The organism is Desulfopila sp. IMCC35008, assembly GCF_010646885.2.
Taxonomy (GTDB): domain Bacteria; phylum Desulfobacterota; class Desulfobulbia; order Desulfobulbales; family Desulfocapsaceae; genus Desulfopila.
In genome coordinates this window covers 2,809,562-2,831,051 of record NZ_CP050700.1, presented here as the reverse complement: position 1 = coordinate 2,831,051, position 21,490 = coordinate 2,809,562, and the positions used below count along the sequence as shown (strand labels likewise).

At 44.4% G+C, this 21,490-nt stretch carries 12 protein-coding genes and 1 pseudogene; 8 read left to right on the top strand and 5 right to left on the bottom strand.

Going from position 1 to position 21,490, the window contains the following annotated elements; all coding sequences use genetic code 11:
• The first annotated feature begins 386 nt into the window (after positions 1-386).
• The 3 genes from GA520_RS12425 (at position 387) to GA520_RS12415 (ending at position 5,492) form a co-directional block, all read left to right on the top strand.
• Complete coding sequence (locus GA520_RS12425; RefSeq protein ID WP_163339784.1) at positions 387-3,200, top strand: PAS domain S-box protein; 2,814 nt, start codon at positions 387-389, stop codon at positions 3,198-3,200.
• A gap of 215 nt (positions 3,201-3,415) precedes the next feature.
• A complete protein-coding gene (locus tag GA520_RS12420; RefSeq protein WP_163339785.1) occupies positions 3,416-4,741 on the top strand; it encodes a PAS domain S-box protein in 1,326 nt (441 codons plus the stop codon).
• 520 nt (positions 4,742-5,261) lie between these two features.
• Positions 5,262-5,492, top strand: coding sequence for a hypothetical protein (locus tag GA520_RS12415; protein WP_163339786.1), 231 nt, complete (start codon positions 5,262-5,264; stop codon positions 5,490-5,492).
• A gap of 522 nt (positions 5,493-6,014) precedes the next feature.
• On the opposite strand, the gene GA520_RS12410 is transcribed toward GA520_RS12415, so the two are convergent.
• Positions 6,015-6,725, bottom strand: a complete 711-nt coding sequence (locus tag GA520_RS12410; RefSeq protein WP_163339787.1) for a bifunctional 2-polyprenyl-6-hydroxyphenol methylase/3-demethylubiquinol 3-O-methyltransferase UbiG — start codon at positions 6,723-6,725, stop codon at positions 6,015-6,017.
• A 1,180-nt stretch (positions 6,726-7,905) separates the two neighbouring features.
• Here GA520_RS12410 and GA520_RS12405 point away from each other — a divergent pair.
• The gene (locus GA520_RS12405) at positions 7,906-9,828 is read left to right on the top strand and encodes a TIGR03768 family metallophosphoesterase (RefSeq protein WP_163339788.1); all 1,923 of its coding nucleotides are present in this window, start codon (positions 7,906-7,908) and stop codon (positions 9,826-9,828) included.
• Between the two features lie 94 nt (positions 9,829-9,922).
• Here GA520_RS12405 and GA520_RS12400 read toward each other — a convergent pair.
• A pseudogene (locus GA520_RS12400) lies at positions 9,923-10,060 on the bottom strand (IS1595 family transposase); the annotation flags it as partial.
• An 810-nt stretch (positions 10,061-10,870) separates the two neighbouring features.
• Between GA520_RS12400 and GA520_RS12395 the strand changes: the two are divergent.
• The 3 genes from GA520_RS12395 to GA520_RS12385 all read left to right on the top strand — a co-directional run bounded on the left by GA520_RS12395 (position 10,871) and on the right by GA520_RS12385 (position 14,718).
• Positions 10,871-11,482 (top strand): PAS domain S-box protein, encoded by a 612-nt coding sequence (locus GA520_RS12395; RefSeq protein WP_163339789.1) that lies wholly within the window; start codon positions 10,871-10,873, stop codon positions 11,480-11,482.
• A gap of 62 nt (positions 11,483-11,544) precedes the next feature.
• On the top strand, positions 11,545-12,138 hold the full coding sequence (locus GA520_RS12390; protein ID WP_163339790.1) for a hypothetical protein: 594 nt from the start codon (positions 11,545-11,547) through the stop codon (positions 12,136-12,138).
• A gap of 348 nt (positions 12,139-12,486) precedes the next feature.
• A complete protein-coding gene (locus GA520_RS12385; protein ID WP_163339791.1) occupies positions 12,487-14,718 on the top strand; it encodes a PocR ligand-binding domain-containing protein in 2,232 nt (743 codons plus the stop codon).
• 536 nt (positions 14,719-15,254) lie between these two features.
• On the opposite strand, the gene GA520_RS27175 is transcribed toward GA520_RS12385, so the two are convergent.
• From GA520_RS27175 to GA520_RS12375, 3 genes are all read right to left on the bottom strand, one after another.
• Positions 15,255-15,362 carry a hypothetical protein gene (locus GA520_RS27175; protein ID WP_370362797.1) on the bottom strand — a complete coding sequence of 36 codons (108 nt, stop codon included), beginning with the start codon at positions 15,360-15,362 and terminating at the stop codon, positions 15,255-15,257.
• A 66-nt stretch (positions 15,363-15,428) separates the two neighbouring features.
• Positions 15,429-17,183 carry a PAS domain-containing sensor histidine kinase gene (locus GA520_RS12380; protein WP_163339792.1) on the bottom strand — a complete coding sequence of 585 codons (1,755 nt, stop codon included), beginning with the start codon at positions 17,181-17,183 and terminating at the stop codon, positions 15,429-15,431.
• Between the two features lie 26 nt (positions 17,184-17,209).
• Complete coding sequence (locus GA520_RS12375) at positions 17,210-20,272, bottom strand: chemotaxis protein CheB (RefSeq protein ID WP_163339793.1); 3,063 nt, start codon at positions 20,270-20,272, stop codon at positions 17,210-17,212.
• Between the two features lie 284 nt (positions 20,273-20,556).
• Here GA520_RS12375 and GA520_RS12370 point away from each other — a divergent pair, with 284 nt between their 5' ends.
• Positions 20,557-20,724 carry a hypothetical protein gene (locus GA520_RS12370; RefSeq protein ID WP_163339794.1) on the top strand — a complete coding sequence of 56 codons (168 nt, stop codon included), beginning with the start codon at positions 20,557-20,559 and terminating at the stop codon, positions 20,722-20,724.
• The last annotated feature ends 766 nt before the right edge of the window (positions 20,725-21,490 follow it).

Genomic DNA, 21,490 nt, shown 5'->3' with positions numbered 1-21,490 from the left:
GGCAATGTTAAATCAGGGGGCATCAATGACTGATTTGAAAGTACTATAAACGCCGACGATGGTCAGAAATGGAGCAATCGCTTCGGTTGATTGTCTGTGAAACATCAGCAATTTAGAATGCTCCATTTCAGACATGTTTTTTCGGTACGATAACAAGCAAACTATCAGGAATAAGGTCCAATTTCGAGGAATACCTACAAGTTAGAATTTTCAAAGTATATCCTCATCGAAATGATCATCGAGATGAATCGATGGGACATGTCTTCGAAAAAAATGTTACATTGTAGTATTGAAAAATCGAAACCAATGGCTCTCTGTTGGAATGAAATAGTGCTTTTCGGATAATGAGAACGAAGCGATTCTCTAAACTCTATGGAAATGCCCCCATGATTACACTTATCTACCGACTATTATTTATCCTCTGTCTAACTCTGAACGTCTTGCCCGCTCAGGCTGTAGACAGAGGACCACAAGGCGTTGTCCGAGTAGGCATTTTCCCGTTCGAACCATTCAACTTCATGGATGCAAATGAAGTGGCACAAGGCTTATACCCAGACCTTCTCAGAGAAATTGTTAAAAATGAAAATTGGTCAGTCAAATTTGTTCCGGGAAGCTGGGCAGAAGGATTGAAACGTCTGCAGAAGGGAGAAATTGACCTTATTCTCTCTGTCGCTTACTCACCCGAAAGAGCCGAGGTCATGGATTTCAACTTTGAGTCGGTGGCTGAACTCTGGGGGCAGGTTTTTTTCAAACCGAATAGCAAATTTAAAAATATCAACAACCTCGAAGGGCATCGAGTTGCAATCATGCGTAAGGACATCAGCGGCAGCAACTTCATTGCTACAACTGAAAAGTTAGATGTTCATTGTGAAATAGTCGAATTTCCCACACACGCCAAAGTGTTCGCTGCAGTTCAGGAGGGGAATGTGGATGCTGGAGTCGCCCCACAGCATTTTGGACTACGCCATGCCAGGGAATTCAACCTTGTTGGCAGCTCAATCATGTTCAGCCCCTTTTCTATTTACTTCGCCAGCAAGAAAGGAACACAGCATGAATTGCTAAGCCTCATTGATGCCCACCTCTCCCGCTGGGAAAAAGAGCAAAATTCATTTTACTACGAGCGTCTTGATTACTGGTTAGGGAATCGGAGTCCCAAAACAATAATCCCAACCTGGCTTATCTATGCATCCATTTTCGGCACTGTTTCAATCCTGGCCTTTGCCGGTTTTTCACTGATATTAAAGAGGACAGTGAACCGTCGAACCAGAGAATTACAGGAGAGCGAGGAAAGGATGCGCCTTTTTTTCGAGCGCCAAATTGTAGGAATGGCTATCACCACTGCAGAGAAAGGTTGGGTGAAAGTGAACGATAGGTTACTTCAGATGCTTGGTTATTCACGTGACGAACTGGCTTGTCGAACCTGGGAACAACTGACTCACCCCGAAGACATTGCAACGGATTTGGCTCAGTTCAATCGACTATTGTCTGGTGAGATTGAGGAATACTCCCTTGAAAAACGGTTTATCAGGAAAAATGGGTCCGCAATACTGACTAACCTCTCTGTTGGATGTGTTCGTCATACGGATAGTTCAGTGAATTTTATTGTGGCCTTAGTAGATGACATTACTGAGCGGAAGCAGGCCGAGGAAGAACTCTCAAAACAAAAGAAGTTGTTTGAAACAATGTTCAATACCATCCCAAGTGGAGTTATTATTACCAACACAAATCGTGAAATACAACTTGCCAACAAGGGGATGGAATCCACCTTCGGGTATAACCCAAATGAACTATTGGGGAAAACTACTGAGATGTTTTATGCAAATCAGGATCATTATCAGCATACTGGAGTTGTTGTTTTTGGAAAAAAAGCTCAGAAGCAAGGCGATCAATATATCACATATTATAGGAATAAAAAAGGATTAGTTTTTCCTGGTGAAACATTCGGGGCCAAACTATTCGACGAAGATGGGCGATGGCTGGGAAACCTTGGGATAATGCGCGACATCACTGAACGTATACGACAGGAAGATGAAAGGATAATGCTACAGAAGCAGCTTTCCCATGCTCAAAAAATGGAATCAATCGGCGCTCTGGCCGGTGGCATTGCTCACGATTTCAACAATATCCTTGGGGCAGTTCTTGGCTACGCAGAAATGGTGCAGGACGATTGTCCGGCAGGATCAACGATGAGAGGTCATATCGATCAGGTCATCAAAGCGAGCCACAGGGCTAAAGAGCTAGTCAAGCAGATCCTCGCTTTTAGCCGCCAAACAGAGACCGAAGAAAAGACTCTGCAACCAGCTTTAATAATAAAAGAAGCAATGAAAATGTTTCGCGCCTCACTACCTGCGACCATTGATATACAGCAAAATATCGATCCGGAGGTGGGGCAGATTCTCGCCGATCCGACCCAGATACATCAGATAGTTACCAACCTTTGTACCAATGCCTTCCACGCCATGGAAGAAACAGGAGGCACTCTCACCATTTCCCTGAAAAATCAAGAACTCACCCACACCGATTTATTCAGCGAACCCGAGGTGCAGCCTGGGCTTTTCGTACATATGTCTGTCAGTGATACCGGCTCTGGAATAGCGCCCGAAGTCATGAAGAAAATATTCGATCCCTATTTCACGACCAAGGAAGTCGGTAAAGGGACAGGGATGGGGCTTGCCATCATCCACGGAATAGTAAAGAGATCTGGTGGTTTTGTCTCCTGTCAAAGTTCACCCGAGGAGGGGACCACTTTTCATGTATATCTGCCTATCAATGCAAACACGGTCTCAGGCGAAACTGCAACTGAACCTGTTGACCTCATCCAACCCGGAAATGAACGTATTCTCTTTATTGATGATGAGGAGATGCTGGCTGAAATGGCTAAGAGTATGTTGGAGCGACTCGGATATAATGTAACCATTAAGACAAACAGCATCGAGGCCCTCAAAACCTTACAAAATCAGCCTGACCAGTTCGACCTGGTCATCACCGATCAGACAATGCCCGGCATGACAGGAAGTGATCTGGCGAGCCGCATACTGCAGATACGAGCTGGAATGCCAATCATTCTATGCACAGGCTTCAGCAATCAGATTTCAGAAGAGAAGGCAAGAATTTGCGGAATCAAAGGGTTTGCGATGAAACCTCTGGCTAAAATAGATCTTGCCGCTCTTATAAGGAAAGTGCTGGATCAACAAAAATGATTAACATAACACCATCGCCAGGATCAAGTTCTGTAACTATCTGGACAGACCAAATTATATTGCAACTACATCTAACTATCCCATGGCTTATGGGTTGAAAATGTGCTTTCGTCTTTCATAACTAAAGGGTAAAATCGAATTCATTCAGGTAAATAATAATTCTTAGGCATGAAAAAACGTGTTGACGGTACTATAACTCAGTTTGGGGGTACTAAATGACATCAAAGCCATCATACGAAGAGCTTGAACAAAGGGTACAGACTCTTGAAAATGAACTTGACAGCCACAAAATCCGTAAAGATTCTGATCGAATCAATCAGCAGTACCTAGAAGCAATCCTCAACAACACAAACATGCCAATCTATCTGAAGAATGCTGACTACAAATACATCTTCATGAACCGTCAGTTGGGGTACCTTGCCCATGTGGCCCATGACCAGGTGCAGGGCAAGGATGATTTTGCTATCTTCCATGAGTCAACTGCACAGCTTTTTCGTTCACAAGATGAAGAGGTTGTTGAGCGTCGAGCTTTGATAGAATTCGAAGAGACCATTCTATTGCCCGATGGAATACAAACATTTATGACAGCCAAATTTCCACTATTTGACAATGAAGGCAAGGTGTCTGCTGTCGGCGGTGTTTGCACAGATATTACCGACCGTAAGAAAGCAGAATGCGAGTTAAGAGAAGCTGAGGAAAAATATCGTAGTATCTTTGAACATTCTCCTCTGGGGATTATGCATATAGATAAAGAAGGTATCATTACAGCAAGTAACGAGAAATTAGCAGAAATTCTTGGTTCCAGCACAGAGAACCTTGCCGGCTTTGATGTGCGCCAATCTTTACAAGAGAAACAAGCGCAGGCTGCTATAATCTCAGTACTTTCTGGTCAAATATCTCATTGTGAAGGGTATTACAAGTCTGACACTGGTTGTGAAATCCCATATGTTCGTTGTGTTTTTGCGCCAATATCTACAAGTGACGGATCAATAGTCGCTGCTATTGGTATCATTGAAGATGTTACCAGTCGAAGGAGAGCAGAAGAAGCACTTCAGACAGCACATAACGAATTAGAACAGCGCGTTGCTGATCGTACGGCTGAACTTGACCGAAAAACAGAAAGACTTGTGGAGACCAATGTCGCTCTCAAAGTTTTGCTGGAAAAGCGAGATGAGGATATAAAAGAACATGAAGAGAAGGTAATGTTTAATATTGAAAGATTAATCAACCCATACCTGGAAAAATTAAGAATTAGATGTAACCACGCTTCTCAAGAGGCTCTCCTCAAAATCATACAAGTAAACCTTGATGAAATTACATCTTCCTTTACGCATAATCATAAAAGCATCCTTTCAAACCTCACCCCTGCCCAGATTCAAATTGCTGATTTAATCAAACAGGGACAGACAACAAAGGAAATAGCATCGCTTCTAAATCTCTCCCCATCAACTATTGCCTGCCATCGACAAGATATTAGGAAAAGACTTTCCTTGACAAACCAAAAAACAAACCTCCAAGCGGCTCTCACAACCAATCCATAATGACTATACCCCCTAGTTGTTTTCTAGTTGTTTTTCACTCATTGTCAATGCCGGTAAAGTAACCGTATAATTCAAGCACGGGATCAGAATATGAAGGGTCTTTTACCTGATTTCATTCGCCTGCTATTTTTTTATTGCTTGTGGACTCTCGCTCTTTGTTAAACGGCCCTCTGCAGTTGGAAATTTGTGAGACAACTAAGTTACTGTTTACGGAATGATTGTTTTTCTCTGCCATTAGGCAAACTTTAATGGAGGTACACCATGTCATTACTTCAAGAAACCATCTTCTACATTTGGTTGCTACCTGTTGTTGCTCAAATTGTTCTTCCTCTTGGTATGTTTCTGATATGGTCAATCAAGCAAGTGTCGATTATCCAATTTAGAAAGTCCACAGTCTCAAAGTCGATTGCTGCAAATGAACTGCATCGTTCTGGGAGCGCAACCTAGTCACAGCATTAAGTATTTCATTCTATCTCACAGCCGTGCCCATTTGGTCCAGAAAACGACTAAACATATTATTATGCAAACCAGAGATGTAGCAATCTGTGGATCATTTACAGTGGAAACTGAAGACCATCAAGTCAAACGAGTGATTATCTGTCAGGATATTGTTACTCATTACGATAAAGAAAAAAGCTACGCCAAATATTTTCGTTTAGAATCTCCTAGCGGAATTGCTGTTTATAGAACTGATAATCCATCTCTTTTTCAGCTTGGGAACGGCACTTTACTGAAAAGAACGAGACGTTAAAAGTTCTATCCGTCCCTTCTTGCAGTTTTTGTTATTGATAATTCACAGAGAATCAACCGAGACCCTTGCTCCATTTCTGCCCATCATCGGCGTTGATAGTACTTTCCTATCAAGTGTTGATATTGGCAGTGCGAATCTCTTAAGATTCCATTTTTACCTGCTGTTCACCTTATTCTGTTCTCTCAGGTGTCCGGTCAGAAATTCGCCCAGACCCTATCAGTCGTTACCCTCACAGGAACAAGCTCAAGTAGGAGTATGAAACCAAATCCAGCACCTTCGATATGGCAATGTTAACTGCAAAATGCTGTCGCTGAAATCGCTTTAAGCAACAAAAAATCAGCTACGCTTCAACACCACAGAGTTAGATGCTCTTTGGATATCTCTTGGTTGCAGTCGCTCCATTTCCGTGCAGTTTCAGACTGTCTGCCAAATTTACCATATCAAGCAACATCTTCACTCAAGAGTGAGCTTCAAAATCCAGTAGAGTCAGTTGAAATCTTCCAAGACGTGAACAGGCGGCGATCAGTCTTTTGTCAGCCTTGCGAGAAACCTATCTTCCTTAGCGTCTAACAGCTTATAGCACTGCCATCCGTGCAATGTGCTGACACTTTTGAGCAGATCAAAATCAATATAGAGCCAGCTGAATGGATCGGACCGCATGACCTTATAAATCATCACGAACTCCGTTTCTCCTGGGTATCGTTCATCATCTTCGGGTGGCTTCCCGCAGTCTGCTGTAAGATCTGTTGAATCAACGAGGACTTGTCCACCCGGTGCAAGCAGATCGCCTGCGTGCTCTAAAAAGAGATTCAAGCCATCAAGGGTGCCGCACAACCCAGCCCCGTTCATAAGCATCAGGACGGTATTGTAGGAGCCGGTTTCAAGCTCGTGTAAATCCAGATGACGAACACTCTTTACCCCCCGCTCCTCCATGACAGCAACGCATCCCGGAGAAATATCGATGGCGTCAACCTCAAGCCCCAATATCTGTAAGGCAAGACTGTGACAACCGCTGCCTCCTCCAACATCTAGAACTCGCCCCCTGCATTCAGCGAGTGCCAGCTTATCAAGCTCTTCCATTTCTAAAAAGTGACGAAACATGAAATCACCGCGCATGGGAGACATCTCCTGCGAGTCGGACCAGGCTGTTAAGAACGCGTTCGAATCTCCCCTGTGATACTCCAGCAGCATCTTTCCCAAGGGATCCTTCATTTTGTCAAATATTCGCGCCATTGTTGTTCGACTCTCTCCTGATTCGTTTTAATGGATGCTTGGCAGTTCCTACCTGCCAAGAATCGGACTCTCTGCTTATATCTGAACAGCTGTGGCGGATATAACAAAAAACATCGATCAAAGCACCGATAGACTCGTTGTAATAGAAATAATAAGTCTGATGTGGCGTGCATAAAATAAACGATTGTTATCCTCCTGCGAACTCGTTGAGTATGTAGTAAATTCCACCATTAAAATTGCCACGTTGAAGGTGTGAAAATTTAATTCAGTACCAAACTAAAAGTGCTTCCTGTAACTAAAGAAACAGATCGACCCGAAAACTTAACAGCAAAGAAGGAGCATGGAGGATGGCCTTATCCATGAGATGTTACAGGATTATACGACATCACGGCCTCAGAGACTAGAATTGGCAAGGTTAACCATTTAAGCAAACCTGTAATTTAGGACTATTCCTGTGAAGGTGGCGGTGCGCCTGTCCGGTAAAAAGAGCTTGCTGGTTGTAAGAGGATTCTGGAGGAAACAGGAAGCACCTAAAGCTAGAGGGAAAGGCTGAACTGCTCACCTTCGCTTTTGGCAATGTTAAGTTCAAGACTCTGTTGCTCAAATTACCTTGTCTTTGGTAAGGTTAAGTCAGCAGTTACTCCATCTTTTTTATAGTGTCGCCGATTGCATAAAGAAAAAGAGGTGAGTCGATGATTTAGTGGAAGAATTTTGCGGAAAGGTTAGGTGTTATTTGCAAAACAGTTGCTAATCACCCGAATACCATGCTGTACCATTAAGTACAATTTTGAATTCTGACGTACATGCTCCCTGGGAGTCCCATTTTCTCGACAGCTTGTCCAATCAAAAGAATAGAACGATAACACAGCAATATAGCAACAAACGCTAGCGGATTGAATATTCTCAAGATCCATGGAGTGGTTTTTGCTAGTGGTATTTATCCCTGCGGAAAAAAAGATAAAACAATATCTTTTCTGTAAATTCCCTATCCTTTCATTCTTTCTACAAACCAGGGCAGAATAAATTTGCAAAGAGGGAGGGGAATTAAATAGGATCAATGTAGTATTAGATGAAATTTGAGGAAAAGTTAGGATGTGCTAACTGCGCGATGGTTTATAACTAACACCTGGCAACAGGCTTACTAACGCGATTTAATAACCATGGGCAAAGGATGAAGAAGATGGGTGATGATAATTTAAAAAAGAGCAATGGTTTAACCCGGCGAGAGTTTGTAAAATACTCCGCGGGAACAACTGCATACATGTCTTTATCGGCGTTTGGTTTGTCCGGCCCGGCGTTTGGTATGACCGGCCCGATTTTTCTCCTGACCAAGACAGATGGCTACCCTATTGATTCCTTAGTGTATACGACACTCCAGAAGACGGTCAAGCTCACTCAGGACTTCTCGTCGATCATTGCTCCTAAGGATCTGCAAAATATTTCAGAATATGACGGATACGGATATGGAGTCTGGGAAGATGGCGGGCCGCTCCCCTCTGTCCCGCGTGCTGATATCATGGCGGGTGGGATCTATACACCGCCGGCCACTTCCCCCGAAACGCTCCTGAGATTTTTCACCATAAGCGATATCCATATCACCGACAAAGAGTCTCCTTCCCAGTTGATTTATTTGCAACCACTGAACGAAAAAGGGTTTGAGGCCGGTGTCACATCGGTCTATTCGCCAACCATGCTGTATACAACCCATGTCCTTGATGCCGCCGTGCAGACAGTTAATGGCCTGCATAAAAAAGATCCTGTCGATTTTGTCATCTCCCTCGGAGATACCTGCAACAGCACCCAGTACAATGAACTGAGGTGGTATATTGACGTCCTTGACGGCAAGATTATTAACCCCAGTTCAGGTGCCCATGCGGGAGCCGGTAACATTGATTATCAGCAACCGTACAAGGCAGCCGGGCTCAATCCGGCGATTCCCTGGTACCAGGCCATCGGCAACCATGATCATTTCTGGCTCGGCTCAATCCCTCCGGATGCCGGAGATCTGCGCAAAACGTGCACCAGCGACGAAGTCATTGCCATGGGCAATGTACTCTACAAAGCTTCCGACATATATAATACAGACCCACCGCAATACTATATGGGCGTCATTGATGGCTCAACCGAGACCGGTACGATTATCAAAGCCGGTGAGGTCGGGGACTTCACCAGTCCGCCCACGGTGGTCGCCGACCCGGACCGGCGTTCGCTTAGCAAGGCAGAGTGGAGAGAGGAATTTTTTACAACCTCTACACATCCGGTCGGCCACGGCTTTAATCTGGTTCCCCCAGACCAGGATGAGGGTTTTGCCTGCTATAGCTTTGTGCCGAAATCAGATATCCCGATCAAGGTGATTGTCCTCGACGATACCCAACGGGAAGATGACGGCGACACCGGTATTCATGGCCGCGGATTTCTCGATGATGCACGCTGGACCTGGCTTCAAAATGAGCTTGACGCCGGTGACGCCGCCGGACAGCTCATGATTATTGCGGCGCACGTACCGATCGGTATCAGTCCCCATGCCAGTGTCATTGGACAAGATACCTATATGGATTGGTTTGATAATTCCGCCAAACCCGGGAATATGCAAAATGCTGTCGACCTGGCCGGGTTCATTGCAGAACTGCACAGCCATCCGAACCTTCTCATGTGGATTGCCGGTCATCGCCATGTCAATACCGTCAAGGCCTTTCTAACCGATGATGTCGACCAGCCGGAACGAGGCTTCTGGCATGTTGAAACCTCGTCGCTCCATGATTTTCCCCAGCAGCTGCGTATGTTTGAGATCAACCTTAACAGCGATTATACCATTTCAATCAAGACCACCAACGTTGATCCTGCCGTCAAGGAGGGGACACCTGCCTGGACGGCACGCAAGTATGCCGTCGCCGCACAGCAGATAGTGAATACGAACCTCCGGCCATCATTGCCCAGCGCCGATCCCACCCTTCCAGGATATCCAGCTCCAACGGCTTTTGATCCTTCGGTAACGTTGACCAACGACGGGATAGATCCCAATATCGGCTCCTACAACGCCGAACTGTTCAAAAAGTTGAGTCCGGTAATGGAGGCAAAGATGGCCGAATTGTTCCCCGCCTAAACCGGAACGGAGCGCAAAACGCGAAGTTGGTTTTACTGAGAGGCCATCGCCCAGAGTTTTTTATCAGTTGGCGTGGAAATATTAATTTACCTTATTACCAATGAAACTCAGCCAGTTTCAATTTCCGCGACGTAACCGGCTGAGTTCTAACGGCTACGTCGCCAAAGCGTGAAATCATCTGCCGAAGGTCGAAGCGCCTGTTGAACCTGTAGCAAAATTCGGCAAGGTATCGGTAGAAGGTGTTTATTGTATCTAGGAAGTTACGCTCTTCATAAAACCTAACAAAAAGCAAGTAATCTAGAAGTTAAAGCTTCTCCATGAGATGTTACTAGAACGCACAATATCACATTGGCAGAGACTCGCATTGGCAAGGTCAACCATTTAAGCAAATCTGCAATTTAGGGATATTCCTGTGAAGGTGGCGGTGCGCCTGTCCGGTAAAAAGAGCTTGCTGGTTGTAAGAGGATTCTGGAGGAAACAGGAAGCACCTAAAGCTAGAGGGAAAGGCTGAACTGCTCACCTTCGCTTTTGGCAATGTTAAGTTCAAGACTCTGTTGCTCAAATTACCTTGTCTTTGGATATCTTCGGTTTGGAGTTACTCCATTTCTGACCAGTTCTTTGCGGTTAACAGGTCCTACATTCTCAGGAGCAAGTTCAACTTGCAGGTGAGTTAAAATTTTTGAGATCGATATCAGAAACTTATCTTTATTTATTATACAATAAAATGCAATATAATAACGGAAATACATTTGTTTAACCTGGAATTTATGTTATTGTAGCATCTCCAAATCGTGAAATGCTCTTTCGATTCTCTGATAATTGAAAGCCTTTTATCACTCACCCTTTGTGCTTTGCGCTGCCTTTCAGTTTTTTGTGCCTAAGTTATTTTAATCGGCACGAATAAAAGCAATACTTTTTCATACTTGGCCTCCCTATATGACACCATATTGTACTGTATGGTCACATCTAGCTAGTTTAATTCATGGTTCAGGTAGCGAGATATTATTTTTGTATTCCTAATAGCACAAAAATGGAAATAAACGTGCAAAACAAACCAAGTTACGAGGAGCTAGAGATCAGGGTTCAAAAGCTGGAAAAAACACTAGTTGAACAGGAAACTGTCAGTAACGAATTGGAAAAAGATCGGACATGGTTTAAATTTTTCTATGAAAAAGCTCCTCTAGGCTATCAGTCACTTGACAGGAATGGGAATTTCCTTGAGGTCAACAAGGCATGGTTGGACCTTCTGGGCTATTCACGGGAGGAGGTGATCGGAAAATCTTTTGGTGATTTCCTCCACCCCGAATGGAGAGATCACTTTAAAAAGAATTTTCCACGATTTAAGGCTGTTGGAGAGGTACTCGGTGTCGAATTCGAAATAGCAAGAAAGAATGGCACCTATATACTTGTGTCTTTCAACGGTAAGATAGGGAAAAACGCAGAAGGCGACTTTCTCCAGACCCACTGTATTTTTCGTAACATCACCGAAGAAAAAAAGATTGAGGAACAGCTAAAACGTAGTGAAGAGCGTTATCGCTTGCTGTTTGATGAATCAATAAATCCCATAGTGATATACAATCACCGCTCGATACTGTTCTGGCCTCAAAACTTATTCAACAGCATCTTTTACTGTAGATTGATTCCAATTACGTGACATGAAAGTCGGCATTAAATAATGTTGTTTTAGTTAAAGCCTCCACAAGGTAAGAAATTATAATGTATGAAATTAACAAATTAAATCAGATAATTCTTGATAGTTTACCGCACTGGGCAATGCTGATTGATGTGAAAACAAGGACCGTCTTATCTGCCAATAAATTTGCTATGGAAGGGGGAGCGCAAATTGATTGTCAATGTTGGGATGACTTTGCACACCGAAGTTTTATTCCTGAAGAACATATACAACTCATAGGAAATAATCCAGAGCGAAAAAGGGACAACAAAATCAAATGTGATTTTTGTCTGGCAGATGAAGCAATGGAGTCTGGTAAACCCGAACGCAAAGAGGTGGAAATTGATGGAACCATTTGGGACACTTGGTGGGTGCCAGTAGAGAAAAACATATATCTACATTACGCAATTGACATAACAGAAATCCGACAAACTCAAAAGGAATTGAAGGAGGCAACAAATGAAATTAAAACATTACAAGGAATAATTCCAATTTGTATGCATTGTAAAGGTATTCGCGATGACAAGGGGTATTGGAACCAACTTGAGAAATATATTACTGAACATTCAGAAGCTCAATTCAGCCATGGTATTTGTGAAACGTGTTTGGAGAAACATTATCCGGATAAAGAGGATTGAAATCCAAGGTATTTGTCCAACCAATAGCTTCACATTGTTCTCAAAGGGCACAAGCTTCATTCTTGTTGCAAAAGTTGATTCTCTGTTCGGCAATGATCTTATCGTTAATATTGCAATCTCGAAGGTATTAATATTCTACTAATGTTTCAGCTTTACCTTCTTCCTGTTAAGGTCCCGATCTGTAGGAGTAAAAAAAAACTCCATTTCCGAGATGTAGGGGTTCAAACCTTATAGAAAATGGTTGCAAACCTCACGACGCGCTACATAATGTGTGTATCACAATGGGAAAAATTATGATACCAGTGTGATACGCAAAAATTAGCATTTTTTTATTAGGGACCAATTCTAATGGCTGATAGACCAACCTATGAAGAATTACTACAAAGAGTTAAAGAGCTGGAAGCCGAAAAGATTCAAGCCCATGTAGAAAAAGTTTCCTCAACTAAAAACAGTGAAGGGTCGGCAGGAATAATTCACTCAAATACAATTCGCCAAGATCCTTTACAAGTAATTGATCTTGGTTCTTTGATTGGTGTTGATGAAATACAGTCAATCATGGATGATTTTTGCTCTCTGACGGGTATGGCGACAGCCATCCTTGATCTCAATGGCAAAGTAATCGAAGCGACCGGATGGCAGGATATCTGTACCAAATTTCATAGAAAGAATCCTCAAACAAGCCACAATTGTACTGAAAGTGATCTCTTCTTAGCAAAGAATCTCAAAGCAGGAGAATATAGAGACTACAAATGTAAAAATGGTCTAAATGATGTTGTTACTCCTCTCTATGTCGGGACCAAACACCTTGGGAATATATTTACCGGACAATTTTTTTATGATGATGAGCATATTGATGAAAAACAATTTGTAAAACAGGCTGAAAAATATGGATTTGACAAGAAAGCCTATTTAGAGGCATTTAAAAAAATACCGCAGTACAGCCGTGAAACTATAAATCATTTGATGAGTTTTTTAACTAAACTTGCCACCTATATTTCTAGAATCAGTCTTGCCAATATCCAACTTGAGCAGGAAATTAAAGAACGTCAGAGGACAGAAAAAAATCTTTCAGAGAGTGAAGAAAAATATCGCCTTTTGGTTGAAACTGCAAATGAGATGATATTTATAGCCCAGGATGAAACCATTAAATTCCCAAATCCTAAAACGTATGCAATCTTGGGATACACTGAGGAGGAATTGGCAACGTTTCCGTTTACTAATTTAATTCATCCTGAAGATAGAAAAATGGTTGTCCAGAGACACCGGCAGAGACTCAATGGAGAAAACCCTCCGGGAAATTATGAGTTTAGGATCATTAATAAATCGGGTTACGAATTGTGGGTCCAGATCAGTGCTGCCCTGACGATATGGGAGGGTCGACCTGCGACAATCAACCTTTTACGGGACATTTCTGAACAGAGACGATTGGAAGAACAGCTGCGACAGTCTCAAAAAATGGAGTCCATTGGCACACTTGCTGGTGGAATCGCCCATGATTTTAATAACATTCTTGGTGCAATCCTTGGATACGCAGAAATGGTTCAGGAGGGTTGCCCAGCAGGATCGGCGATGAGAAACGATATCGATCGAGTCGTCGAAGCGAGCCACAGGGCAAAAGAGCTGGTCAAGCAAATTCTAGCCTTTAGTCGCCAAGCAGAGTCCGAAGAAAGAGTTGTGCAGCCAGCTTTAATTGTAAAAGAAGCAATGAAAATGCTTCGTGCATCACTACCCAGGACTATTGACATCCAGCAAGAAATCGCCCCTGAGGTGGGACTGGTTCTCGCAGATCCAATTCAGATTCATCAAGTAATAACTAATCTTGGCACCAATGCTTTTCACGCCATGGAAGAAACAGGTGGCACTCTCAACATTTCTCTTAAAAACAGAGAATTCACCCCGGTCGACTTGGTCAGTGAACCGTACGTGCAGCCTGGACATTTTGTTGAAATCTCTGTCGGAGATTCAGGCCCAGGAATAGCACCTGAAATCATGGATAAAATTTTTGATCCATTCTTCACTACAAAAGAGGTAGGCCAAGGAACAGGGATGGGTCTCGCCATTATCCATGGCATAGCAAAGAAATCTGGTGGCTTTGTTTCCTGTAAAAGTTCACCGGGTGAAGGGACAATTTTTAATGTATATCTACCTGTCCATGCAGTTGCGGCGCCATCAATCGCTGAAAGAACATCTTTTGAGTTAATCCAAACTGGTGTTGAACGTATTCTCTTTATTGATGATGAGGAAATGCTGGCCGAAATGGGAAAAACTATGCTTGAGCGACTCGGTTATAGAGTAACCGTGGAGACAAACAGCATCGAGGCCCTAAAAACCATACAAGATCAGCCGGACCGCTTTGATTTGGTCATCACCGACCAGACAATGCCTGGTATGACTGGAAGTGACCTGGCACGACGCATATTGCAGATACGCCCAGATCTGCCGATCATTCTCTGCACAGGTTTCAGCAATCAGGTTTCGGAAGAAAAGGCGAGAATATATGGAATAAAAGGGTTTGCGATGAAGCCTCTGGCTAAAAAGGATCTTGCCGTTCTTGTAAGGAAAGTGCTGGATGAAGGATAAGAATCCGCATGACACCTTCGCCAACGGCAAGCTTTTCAACTCTGGGCCAGCGCATTAATATAGCCACATCGAAGATAAGTATTTTGAAGTTGTGTTTCTAGTTAACACTACTACTGTCCAGGAAGTTATGCTTTCATAAATGCCTAACAACAAAAAACAATTTCATATTTGACCTTGTCCATGAGAGGTTACAGGGACGCATGATATCACAATGGCAGAGGCTAGTATTGTTAACCTCAATGAAAACTTTTTGTAATTACCCTGTCTTTGGATAAGCTACAGTCTTCATTAGCTCCATTCATGAACTATTCCAGTGACAAACGCTATTCCATCCTTTCAGGAGAAGGTCAAGTTTAATGTCGCAAACAATGGATTAGGTTGGTCGAGCATATCTTTGGTGAGCGAAACGCATCACAATACCGAATAAGGCAATTCTTGGTTATCGGGAATACCACACCTCCCTTTAATTTGAGTAGTCACTAATTAAATCGCAACTTTCACATCACCAACTGCTGTTTGCTGACGATTGGTTGTGACTAGTTGTCGTGCTGAATAAGTGAATTGAAAATGATACACGATCGACAGTTTTCTATCTTCTCAGTGTAGGTAGAGTCGCAAGTGCCATTGTAAAGGGTACCATACATAAACCAGCACATATTTCCGCTCTGAAACTCCCTGCTCCAGATCAAGTCGAAACAATCTCATGTGAGTTAACTTTTAAGCGCCCGGCGGACCTTACTGTCCAACTCATTTCTCGTGAAGGGTTTCTGCATAAAGTGAATATTTGGTTCAATTTTGCCTTGCTGAGAAAGATGAGTTGACGAGTATCCGGACATAAACAGAAATTTGAGCTGTGGAGAAAAAGAGAGAATCCTCTCCGCAAGATCCCTTCCATTCATCTCGGGCATGATCATATCTGTCATGATCAGATTGATTCTTCCACTGAAATCTCGTGCTATATTAATAGCCTCGGATGGACTGTTTGCAGTGAGAACGACAAACCCTAAGCTTTGGAGCATCTTCGCGATCATTTGCAGGATTTTCTCCTCGTCTTCCACCAGTAATATGGTCCCGCAACCTTGTTGTGTCCGCTCCAGGAGGCTTCCTTCCTGTATTTCCGACACTGTTTCCCCGTGCCTCGGGAGGAAAATCTTGATGGATGTTCCCGACTCCAGTCCATCACTTTCGGCATAAACAAAACCATTATTCTGCTTGACCACCCCATAGACAGTGGCGAGACCAAGCCCTGTACCTAGATCAACCTCTTTGGTAGTGAAGAAAGGTTCGAAAATTTTCTCTAGAGTCTCCTTGTTCATTCCACAGCCGTTGTCGCTGACAGTCATCAGAACATATTCGCCGGGGATACTTCCCGGTAAAGAGTCACAATATGCATCGTCCATGACAACATTCTCTGATGTAATTGTGATTTTGCCAACGCTTGCAATAGCGTCACGTGCATTCACACAAAGATTAACAAGGATCTGCTCGAGTTGTGATGGGTCTATTTTCACAGGCCAGAGACCAGTTTGAGGCAACCAGGAGAGATTGATATTTTCACCGATCAGCCGTACAAGCATGTTCAGCATTCCCGTCACGGTATCATTTAAATCAAGGACCTTGGGCACCGCCATTTGCTTACGGGCAAAGGCGAGGAGCTGTCTGGTCAGAATTGCAGAGTGTTGGGCCGCATCGTGAATTTCTTTCATGTCAGCGTAGATTGAATCAGACTGGTCGATTTTCTCCATGACGATTTCAGCAAATCCGAGAATGATTGTCAGCTTGTTATTGAAATCATGTGCCACACCACCTGCCAGTCTGCCAATTGACTCCATCTTCTGGGCCTGTTGAAACTGGGCATCAACCTTGGCTTTCTCTTCCTCTACCTCCTTTCGTTCAGTGATATCGCTCAGCACGACTCGGCATGCCGGTGCACCAGTCTCATCCTCGGCTAAGTTGGTATTTAATCGAACCCAGCATGGAACTCCGGAAGTGTTCACGATCCGCAGTTCACACATTTGTGGCGCACCGGTCTCAAAGAGCTGCTTACGGTGAAGATAGTAGATGTCCTGATCTTCTGGAAGGATATAGCGACTGATTGGCTGTTTCTGCAAGGTACCTTTGCTCACCCCTAAGAGAGCGGCAACAGACAGATTAGCCTCCAGAATCAATCCGGCCTCACTCAGTGTGCAATAACCGACCGGAGCCAGATCATAGAGTTCGAAATAGCGGTTTCGCGCAGCATTTAATTCAGCCTGTGCTCGTCGGAGTTCAACGTTCTGCATTTCAAGCTCTAGCTGATGAACCTGTAAATCGTGAAGCTTCCGCTGGATTTCTTCGGGTGTCATCCTCTCTAGCTGTTTGGGTGAAACGTCTGCGTTTTTCCGGAGAGCCTCTTCAGCTCTTTGGCGCAACTGGGCATTAGCTTGTTCTGGATCTGTTGGGAGCTTCGTATCTTGAGTCGTCAAGGTCAGACCTCTTAATCATATCCTGCTTATTTAGCGAGTCGCTCTGTTGTCGCAATCGCATAGATCTGGCCGGTCGTATCTATTAAAGCAGTCGAAATTATCGAGACTGCAGCGATTTCACCATTTTTACAGACCCGTTCTGTACGGTACGGTTCCAGAATGGCAGCTCTGCTCAGCTGTCTCACTCTGGCAATCGCTTCTTCTCGCAGTTCTTCGGGAATAAAGTCTCGAGCATTCATCGTCATGGCTTCGGCCTCACTCCAGCCGTACATCCGTTCCGCCGAAGGATTCCAGGCAAGGATGGCACCATCGAGATCCTGTACTGTCATGGCGTCGCTGGTATCGTTTACTACTGCAGCCAGGCGGCTCAGGGTATTCACCTTGGCAATTGCATCCTGATTATTTTTGCTCTCCGTGATATCGACAAAGGTGATGACTGCTCCTTCGATGACATTATAGAGCGTCCGGTACGGCTGGATACGCACCCTGTACCACTTGCCTTCGCCGGTCTGGGCATCAAGCTCTATTGGGATGAGAGTATCCAGCACGGTTTGAATGTCATTGACAAGGTTATTGTAGTCCACGAGTTTGGAGACAATATGCCCCACTGGCCGCCCCACATCACTTTTGATAAAATTAATGATTTTCGTCGTGAACGGCGTGAAGCGAAGAACACGTTGCTGAAGATCAACAAAGACCGTCGCGATACCGGTACCAGCCAGCAGATTGTTCATATCGTTGTTCGCCTGGGAGAGATCTGCAACCTTGGTCTGCAATTCTGCATTGACCGTTGCCAACTCCTCATTGACCGATTGCAATTCTTCTTTTGATGTCTCAAGCTCCTCATTTGTTGATTGCAGCTCCTCGTTAACCGACTGCATCTCTTCATTTGAGGATTTGAGTTCTTCATTGGAAGTGTCCAATTCCTCAATAGTACTCTGCAGGTATTCATCCTTGATGCGAAGCTCCTGACTGAGTTTCTGGATGTCAGTTGCAGTTTTCGGGCACCCCCCTGTAGAGGCGTGAGGCGAATCTGAGCTCTCGGCAGCAGTAGACGCCGAACCTGGGCCTGTTTGTTTTTGCTCAAAGAGAGAGGCTTCTTCCAAAATGACAAGGAAGAGTGCTGGTTCGTTCTCTGTCATTGATTCTTGCAATACCGGGTGGACAGTGAGATTGACGCTGGTAAAATCACCGTTTGTCTTCACCTGAAGTCCGGAATGTCGCACGGCGCTTTTGTTCACGGCGGCTTTTTGCAAGGCTGAGATCAATGAGGGACCGAGTCCCTTGCGGGCCATTTTCAGAATATTTGTACCAATCTCACCGGGGGGCAACTCGAGATACATGCCTGTGCGTCCATGCAGATAGGCTATGTCACCCTTTATATTGACGAGGATAGCGACCGGTGCAACCTGTTGCAGGATTGTCTGTTCGGTAAGGTGGCGCAGGGGGAATCTTTCTGGGCTGGCGGATTTCGCAACACCTTGAGGGACCATCTCCCTCACTGTTGTCGTTGGGGGAAAAAAGGTTGCCGTCCTTGTATGGTGGTATCTCCCAAGGTCATCATTACGCTTGTAGAGCTTTGCTTTCCTGTCGATGGTGGAGAACAACCCGTCAAAGTCTCCAATGGTCTCAGAGGTGCCGAGAAAGAGCACTCCATTTGGCTTTAGTGCATAATGGAACAAAGGGATGAGCTTCTTCTGCAGGTCGCCATTAATATAGATCAGGAAATTTCTGCAGCTGAGCAGATCGAGTTTGGAAAATGGTGGATCTTGAATCACATTCTGTTCAGAAAAGACCAGCATGTCCCGGATAGCTTTGTTGATCCGGTACCCACTGCCGTCCGGTTCGGCAGTAAAAAAACGATTGAGTCGTTCCGGTGATACATCTGCGGCAATACTTGCCGGATAGATACCTGCACGGGCAAAAGCAATAGCATGGCTGTCGATGTCGGTGGCAAATAGTTGCACGGGATAGCTCTGTTTCAACGATTCAAGGTGCTCCTGGATGAGAATAGCCAGAGAATAGGCCTCCTCGCCGGTAGAACAACCTGGCGCCCATACACGGATCGTCGAACCTTCAGGCTTATCCGCAAAAAGACCTGGAATGACGTGTTCTTCAAGCGAGTGAAACGCTTCCGGGTCGCGGAAGAAGTTTGTCACACCAATCAACAGATCACGAAAAAGTGCCTCAACCTCCGTTGGTGTTTGCCGAAGAAAGAGAATGTAATGATCAATGGTCTCAATTTGCTGGACGGCCATACGTCGTTCTATACGACGATTAACCGTATTCGTTTTGTATTGGGAGAAATCATGGCCGGTCCCGGCCCGCAGGAGGATAAAAATTTTCTTGAGAGCTTTGTCAGCCTTGGCTGTCGAGATCTGGCCAAAGGGCGAGCTCATGCCGAAGGATTGCTCGACGTAGGCAATGAGTTGGGCGGCCATCGCTTTTGGCTGCAGTTCGTAATCCACCAGACCAGTATCAATTGCGCTACGCGGCATGCCATCAAACTCAGTGGAAGCAGGAGATTGGACCATGACCATTCCCCCTTCGCCCTTTATTGCACGAACCCCCAGGGTGCCGTCACTGCCGGTGCCTGAGAGAATAATGCCGATAGCGTGCTCACGCTGATCCAGAGCGAGTGAGCGAAAAAAGAAATCAATGGGCAAGCGCTGGCCTCGCGGTGCTGAAGGTTCCAATAATTGCAGTGTTCCTCCCATAAAGGCCATATCGCGACCAGGGGGTATGATGTAGGCGCAGTTCGGCTTTACCATCACCCCATCCTCGACATCGAAGACGTTCATACGGGTGTAGCGCCTTATGAGATCGGAAAGAATGGACTTATGGTCCGGAGCAAGATGCTGGACCAGAACAAAGGCCATACCGGGATCACGATCGGCCGGCATTCCTGAAAAAAAGGCTTCGAAGGCCGCCAGCCCTCCTGCCGATGCGCCTATTCCCACTATGGGAAAGTTGACGGGGCTTTTCCCAGGCTTTTCTACTTTTTCCTCAGGTGATTTGTTGTTGTCAACCTGCCTATGATTTGGCCTCTTGTTCTGGGGTTTGGGAGTTTGTTTTTTCTTCGTGGCCACGGCACTTTTACCTCGACATCGTTGACATGCTATCAGGAAAGGAATCAAAGATTAATTTTAACATAAACTTGAACCAATAAACAGAATATTCAAAAAGATATCTGTGTTCATGCTTGGCCAAAATAAGAGGCCAGGTTCTGAAATAATCATACCCTGCGGCCCCGTGGACTTCTCTCATTGACTATGAAATGACTGGAGGTATGTTTATCAATTCTGCTACAATGATTCTGGCGAAAACGAGGAGTTGAATACGGCAGGTAAATACAATTACACTGGTAAATTGCATGAAATGGTCAAATGAGTATCGCATCGGTATTCCGGCGATTGATGCCCAGCACAAGCGTCTTTTAGAACTGATTCAGGAGTTGACCACGGCGTTGCACTCCGGTTTGCGCGGCAGTGATGTAGCGAGAACTATTTCAATGGAATTGTTCATAACTAGAGCATTTTAAGAATCGATATTACCAAAGAACACCTCTCGCAATTGCAGCAGGACTCGAAGTTGAGGGCCAACTGAATCCGGGAAGTTCTGCTTTTTCAAATCCCTAACAGGAAAAATGCAGTCTATGACTTTAGATAATCCATGAGATGTTACAGGATTACACGACATCACGGCCTCAGAGAGTAGAATTGGCAAGGTTAACCATTTAAGCAAATCTGCAATTTAGGGATATTCCTGTGAAGGTGGCGGTGCGCCTGTCCGGTAAAAAGAGCTTGCTGGTTGTAAGAGGATTCTGGAGGAAACAGGAAGCACCTAAAGCTAGAGGGAAAGGCTGAACTGCTCACCTTCGCTTTTGGCAATGTTAAGTTCAAGACTCTGTTGCTCAAATTACCTTGTCTTTGGTAAGCTACATTCTGCAGTTACTCCATTTCTGAACAATTTCAAGGGAGTAGGCAAATCTACCTTATCAGAAAGTATTAATTTTTGAGTTAAACTCTCAACCGTTCTTGCCAGGGGGGGGAATCTCTTGCGAATGGAAAGCCCTGTATAGAGGAAATTAGGAGGGGGTAGCTGACTTGACTGTCAAGTTCGATATTAAGTACGTATTCAATAGATTAGGTCTATATCTATATTTTTAAGTACCAAATAATTACCGAAATACATTTATTCAACCTATTTTTAGTGTTATGCTAACTTTGTCGGATTGTGAAGTGGCCTTTCGATTTTTTGATAATTGAAAGCCTTTTATCCTCACCTTTTTGTCTTTGCGCAAACTA